The organism is Streptomyces sp. 13-12-16 (genome assembly GCF_002114215.1).
Taxonomy (GTDB): domain Bacteria; phylum Actinomycetota; class Actinomycetes; order Streptomycetales; family Streptomycetaceae; genus Streptomyces.
In genome coordinates this window covers 1-5,626 of sequence record NZ_NCTE01001023.1, presented here as the reverse complement: position 1 = coordinate 5,626, position 5,626 = coordinate 1, and the positions used below count along the sequence as shown (strand labels likewise).

7 protein-coding genes and 1 pseudogene are annotated in these 5,626 nt (G+C 72.6%); 5 read left to right on the top strand and 3 right to left on the bottom strand.

The genetic code is table 11. From position 1 onward, the window contains the following. Positions 1-628 (top strand): NAD(P)/FAD-dependent oxidoreductase (locus B7767_RS34520; protein ID WP_179167410.1); only part of this gene is annotated, 628 nt, incomplete at its 5' end. Further along, positions 625-1,542, top strand: coding sequence for an RNA polymerase sigma-70 factor (locus B7767_RS34515; RefSeq protein WP_085575542.1), 918 nt, complete (start codon positions 625-627; stop codon positions 1,540-1,542). The genes B7767_RS34520 and B7767_RS34515, both read left to right, overlap by 4 nt. A 168-nt stretch (positions 1,543-1,710) precedes the next feature. On the opposite strand, the gene B7767_RS34510 is transcribed toward B7767_RS34515, so the two are convergent. Both B7767_RS34510 and B7767_RS34505 read right to left on the bottom strand, forming a co-directional pair. Then, a complete protein-coding gene (locus tag B7767_RS34510) occupies positions 1,711-2,283 on the bottom strand; it encodes a GNAT family N-acetyltransferase (RefSeq protein WP_085575541.1) in 573 nt (190 codons plus the stop codon). 200 nt (positions 2,284-2,483) lie between these two features. Further along, on the bottom strand, positions 2,484-3,050 hold the full coding sequence (locus tag B7767_RS34505; RefSeq protein ID WP_085575540.1) for a TetR/AcrR family transcriptional regulator: 567 nt from the start codon (positions 3,048-3,050) through the stop codon (positions 2,484-2,486). An 88-nt stretch (positions 3,051-3,138) separates the two neighbouring features. Here B7767_RS34505 and B7767_RS34500 point away from each other — a divergent pair, with 88 nt between their 5' ends. Further along, positions 3,139-3,600, top strand: coding sequence for a nuclear transport factor 2 family protein (locus B7767_RS34500; protein ID WP_085575539.1), 462 nt, complete (start codon positions 3,139-3,141; stop codon positions 3,598-3,600). A gap of 27 nt (positions 3,601-3,627) precedes the next feature. After that, positions 3,628-3,869, top strand: a pseudogene (locus tag B7767_RS48610) (IS481 family transposase); the annotation flags it as partial. Here the strand turns inward: B7767_RS48610 and B7767_RS34495 are convergent. Continuing rightward, complete coding sequence (locus tag B7767_RS34495; RefSeq protein ID WP_085575538.1) at positions 3,860-4,486, bottom strand: DUF1707 domain-containing protein; 627 nt, start codon at positions 4,484-4,486, stop codon at positions 3,860-3,862. The pseudogene B7767_RS48610 and the gene B7767_RS34495 overlap by 10 nt on opposite strands. A gap of 192 nt (positions 4,487-4,678) precedes the next feature. On the opposite strand from B7767_RS34495, the gene B7767_RS34490 reads away from it, so the two are divergent. Then, on the top strand, positions 4,679-5,626 hold a 948-nt coding region (locus tag B7767_RS34490; protein ID WP_306298023.1), incomplete at its 3' end, for a methyltransferase.

Below are 5,626 nucleotides of genomic sequence, written 5' to 3'. Positions count from 1 at the left end.
CCCGAAGGCCAGGGCCCACCTGGACGCGGCGTTCGCCCGGCTCGGCGTGCGGGTGCGCAGCGGCGTCGAGGTGGCCAAGGTGCTGCCGGACGGGGTCGAGCTCGCGGACGGCTCCGGCATCCCGGCGGACGCGGTGCTGTGGACCAGCGGCACCCGTGTCCCGCCGCTGGCCGCCGCCGCGGGGCTGACCGTCGACGAGCGCGGCCGTGTGGTCACCGACAGCGCGCTGCGTTCGGTCTCCCACCCGGACGTCTACGCCGTGGGCGATGCGGCGGCGATCCGTCAGGGCTACGGCGTGATGCACGGGACCTGTCAGGGCGGTATGCCCACCGGCGTGCACGCGGCCCTCTCGATCCTGCGGGTGCTGGCCGGCAGGGAGCCCAAGCCCTTCCGTTTCGGCTACTACCACACCCCTGTCAGCCTGGGCCGGAACGACGCCGTCGTACAGTTCACCCACCCCGACGACAGCCCGCGCCGGATGGTGCTGACCGGCAAGCGGGCCGTGAAGTACAAGGAGGCGGTCACCGCCGCACCGTGGCCGACTTTCGCCCGCATGAAGAAGATGCCCGTCTCGGGCGCGTTCTGGCCGCACGGCGGCCGCCACACCCGGATCCGGAGTGCCAAGTGACCCAGCCGCAGCAGGCCGACCGCGACCAGCTCGCCTTCCAGCAGTACCGCACCCTGCTCTTCTCCGTCGCCTACCGCATCCTCGGCTCCGCCGCCGACGCCGAGGACGCGGTCCAGGACGCCTGGTTCAAGTGGTCGGCGGCCGACCGTTCCCGGGTCGCCGACCCCAAGGCCTACCTGACCCGGATCGTCTCCAACCTGGCGATGGAACGGCTTCGTTCGACCCGTCACCAGCGCGAGACCTACGTCGGGCCGTGGCTCCCCGAGCCGATCCTCACCGGCCCGGACACCGCTGACGACGTGGCCACGGCGGACTCGGTCTCCATGGCCCTGCTGGTCGTGCTGGAGACGCTGAGCCCCCTGGAGCGCGCGGTCTTCGTGCTGAAGGAGGTCTTCGCCTTCAGCCATGTGGAGATCGCGGAGGCGGTGGAACGCTCGGAGGCGGCGGTCCGGCAGGCCGCGCACCGCGCCCGCGAGCACGTGAGGGCCCGCCGGCCGCGTTTCACCGCGGACCGTGCCCGCCAACGCGACGTCACCGAGCGCTTCTTCGCGGCGGTGGCGGGCGGCGACATCAACACCCTCATGGAGCTGGTCTCCCCGGACGTGACGCTGTGGACCGACGGCGGCGGCAAGGTCCGTCAGGCCCTCAAGCCGGTCGTCGGCATGGAGGCCGTGGCCCGCTGGTTCGCCGCGCTCGGCACCGCGACCTACCAGGGCATCGAGCCCCGGCAGATGCGGGCGGAGATCACCTGGATCAACGGCGGACCGGGCGTGGTCTTCCGCGGCCCGGACCGCGTGGTCGCCACGCTGACCTTCGACTTCGATCCGGAAGGCCGCATCTCGACCATCCACAACGTGGCCAACCCCGACAAGCTCCACGCGGTCGCCGACGGCACGCGGCACGAACTCTCCTGAGCCGCCCGGCCGTTCCGGGCACCCCCGGGAGCGGCCGGCCGGCGCCGAGGTGACGCCGACCCAGCCGCACCCGCCGGGCCCGACCGTCGACCGGATCGAGAAGGCCGAACGGGAGTCGCCGCGCCCGCGTCACGAGTGAGTGCGGACCGTCCCCTCCCCGACGGCCGCTCAGTGGGCCGGAAGCGACCCGGCCGACGGCCGCCACTCGCGTCTGAGCAGCCCGAACACCCAGGAGTCGGACACCTCGCCGTTGACGACGCAGTCCTCCCGCAGCGTCCCCTCACGCACGAACCCGAGCTTCTCCAGGACCCGGGCGGACGCCGCGTTGCGCGTGTCCGCCTCGGCCTGGACCCGGTTCAGGTCCAGCGTGTCGAAGGCCCACCGCAGCAGGGCGTGGGCGGCCTCCGTCGCGTAGCCGTGGCCCCACATCGCCTCGTCGAGGACGTAGCCCAGCGACGCGCTGCGGTGGACCGGGTTCCAGTCGACCAGGCCGCACCAGCCGGCGAAGGCCCCGTCGGAGGCCCGGTCGATGGCCACCCGAGCCCCGGTGCCTTCGTCCGCCGTCTTCCGGCACATCGCGACGAAGCGCTCGGCGCGGGCCCGTTCGGTCCAGGGCGGGGAGTCCCAGTAGCGCAGCACGTGGGCGTTGCCGTGCAGGGCGAAGAGGGGGTCCGCGTCGGCGTCGGTGAAGGGCCGCAGTCGCAGGCGGGCGGTGTGCAGTACGGGGGTGGCCAAAGTCATGGGCCCCATCCTGGGTCCCCGTGGAGCGTGCGGGACACCGGATATCCCCTCTCGGCCCGGCCCGGCCCGGCCCCCACGATCAAGGCGCCGCCTCCCGGCAGGCCGTGTCCCGCCTTCACCCGGCGCGCGTGTCGCCAACGTTTCGGGACGGCACAGCAGGTTCTGCGGGCCGCGACATCGTTGGCGCTGTGGTCAGGGGATCAGGGCGTCCCGAGCAATGTCGCGACGGCTGCACGTGCATGACGGGCCGGGGCCGGGTCGCCACTGATACCGGCCGTCACGATGGCTCCTTCGGCCAGCAGGAAGACCGGTTCGACCACCGGCAGCCCGGTGGCGTGGACCCACACCGCGATCTGGTCGTGGAACGCCTGCTTGTGCGACCGGACTTCAGCCAGCACCGCCTCGGACGAAGGGCCGAGTTCGCCGTAGGCGTTGACCCAGGCGCATCCGCGGAAACCGGGCTCCGCGAACCACTCGGCCAGCCAGTCGAAGACCGCGAGCACGCGCTCGCGGGGGTCCGGAACCTGTTCCACGTGGGCGGCCAGGTTCCCCCGCCATCGCTGATCGCGACGCTTGAGCACCGCCACCACCAGGTCCTCCTTCGCCGCGAAGAACCGGTAGATCCGCTTCAACGGCAGGCCCGACGCCGTACGGACCTCGTCCATGCCGACCGCCTGGATGCCGCGCTCGTAGAAGAGCCTCTCCGCCGTGTCGAGCAGTGCCTCGCGGTCCAGGCGGTTCTGCTCGTCGGTGATCGGGGCTGGCATCCGGCACTCCTTGACGTTGAGAACGATCGTTCCCTATCGTAGCCGTCGACCGATGGGAAACGATCGTTCTCAACGCGGGGAGACAGTAGTGCCGGAAGACCGACCGCCCTACCCGCCGTTCACGCAGGAAACCGCCCTGCAGAAGGTCCAGGCCGCTGAAGACGCATGGAACACCCGCGATCCCCACCGGGTGGCACTGGCCTACACGCCCGACTCGAGGTGGCGGAACCGGGACACGTTCATCAGCGGGCGCGAGGAGATCGTCGCTTTCCTGACACAGAAGTGGGAGCGGGAACTCGACTACGCGCTGCGCAAGAGCCTCTGGGGGTTCCACGAGAACCGGATCGCCGTCCGGTTCCAGTACGAGTGGCGCGACGCGGAAGGCTGCTGCTGGCGCAGTTACGGCAACGAACTGTGGGACTTCGACGAGCACGGCCTCATGCGACGCCGTGAGGCGAGCATCAACGACGTCGCCATCCCTGAAGCCGATCGGCGTATCCGCGGTCCCAGGCCCAGGGACGAACATGGAGCCGACATCCCGCTTCGGTAGAACCCACCGCCACTGTCGCCGACGGGAGCGGCCTCGTTCCGGGAGCGTGCGGACGCCTTCTCCGCCGCGGAGCGGCATCACCGCCGAGCGCGTACCGACCGGCAACGGCTCCCGCCACCGATCACGGCTGTTCGCCCGGACGCCCAGTGCCGTCGGCATCATCCACACACGCACGTGCCCCGCACACCCACGACCATCACCGGTGCCACCCCGCACTCGACGGCCGGCCACCCGTCAGCCGCGTCGACGACCCGGCAGGTCAGTACACCTGGCCCTGCGCCGGGTTGCTCTCCAGCTTGCGCCGTTCCCGGCGGTTGGGATGGCGGACGACCACTCCTCCCGCGCCGCCGGTCCCGGTGAGCCGGATCAGCGGGGTGCCCGGGAGCCGGTCGGGAGTGGTCTTGTCCGTCAGGCCGCCGATGCCGGGGTCCACGCCGCCGGTGTCCGCGGCCCAGCCGTCGGGGATGACGACCGTGACACCGGCGATCTCCCCGTGCGCCTCCACCGCGACCTCCGTGAGGCGGCACTCGACCCGGGTGAAGTCGAGCTTCACACCCCCCACGCCTCCGTGGGCGATCACGTGTCCGGGAACCTCCCAGCGCCCGGGGCCCCGGGACGCGCCGTACACGCCGCCCTTGAGCACCAGCGGCGGCCGGCTCGCGGGGGAGTCCACCTGCGGCAGGTCGGCGGTCAGGACGGCCAGTTCGGCGTGGGTCCTGGAGGTCAGCGCCTGCTCCAGGCGCGCGTCCAGCTCGTCGAAGTCGATGCGCCCCTCGGCCGCCGCGTCGCGCAACCGCTCCACCACCGCCTCCCGGTCGTCGTGAGAGGCACGGAGCCCTCCGGGTGGCACAGGGCGCGGAGAAGGCTCGAGAGGCTGGGATGTCATGCCACAAGGATAGGTGGGCAGTTGGCGGGCGTCGCGGCGCGACGCCGAGGACGCCCGCCGCACGGGAACGCCCGCCGCACCCCGTACGACCCGGCGTCCCAGGAGCGCAATTCAAGAGATGGCCCCCGCCCGCCGCTCCGCGAGGATGGCACCGCGGGCCCCGCTGTGCCCGCGGTGAAGGAGGACATCGCTGTGTTGGGTGACGAGGACGGCAGCGCCGCCGCGCTGTGGCGGATGGCGAACCTGGGCACGCCGATGGCCGTGCGCGTGGCCGCGACCCTGCGGATCGCCGACCACATGGCCGCCGGCACCCGGACGGCACCGGCCCTGGCCGAGGCCGTCGGCGCCCACCCCGGCGCCCTGGAGCGGCTGTTGCGCTACCTGGCCGTGCGGGGGGTGTTCGAGCGCGACGAGGACGGCCGGTACGACCTCACCCCCCTGGGGCGGCCCCTGTGCGAGGACCACCCGGCCGGTCTGCGCGCCTGGTTCGACATCCACACCGGCGGACGCGGCGAACTCTCCTTCGTGGAGCTGCTGCACAGCGTCACCACGGGCGAGGCCGCCTTCCCGGTGCGCTACGGCCGCTCCTACTGGGACGACCTGACCGCCGACCCCGAGCGGGCCACCGCCTTCAACTCCCTGCTGGGCGCCGACGTGGCCGTCCGTGCCCCGGACATCGTCACCGGCTACGACTGGGGCCGCCTCGGTCACGTCGTCGACGTGGGCGGCGGCGACGGCTCCCTGCTGACCGCCCTGCTCGAAGCCCACCCGGGTCTGCGCGGCACGGTCGTCGACCTGAAGGAGGCCGCGCTCGGCGCCGAACGGTCCTTCGCCGCCTCCGGTCTGGACGACCGCGCCGACGCCGTCGCCGGCAGCTTCTTCGACCCGCTGCCCGCCGGGGCCGGCGGCTACGTGCTCTCGCTGATCCTGCACGACTGGGACGACACCGCGGCGACCGCGATACTGCGCCGCTGCGCCGAGGCCGCCGGCCGCACCGGCTCCGTCTTCGTCATCGAGTCGGTCGGACCCCGGGGCGACGCCCCGCACACCGGCATGGACCTGCGGATGCTGTGCGTCTACGGGGCCCAGGAGCGCGGTGTGCCCGAGTTCGCCGCGCTCGCCGCCGACGCCGGCCTGAAG

Excerpts from the sequence above, each read along its gene's own strand:
- B7767_RS34505 (WP_085575540.1), bottom strand. The coding sequence starts at position 3,050 with ATGCCAGCCCCGATCACCGACGAGCAGAACCGCCTGGACCGCGAGGCA.
- B7767_RS34495 (WP_085575538.1), bottom strand. The coding sequence starts at position 4,486 with ATGACATCCCAGCCTCTCGAGCCTTCTCCGCGCCCTGTGCCACCCGGA.
- B7767_RS34510 (WP_085575541.1), bottom strand. The coding sequence starts at position 2,283 with ATGACTTTGGCCACCCCCGTACTGCACACCGCCCGCCTGCGACTGCGG.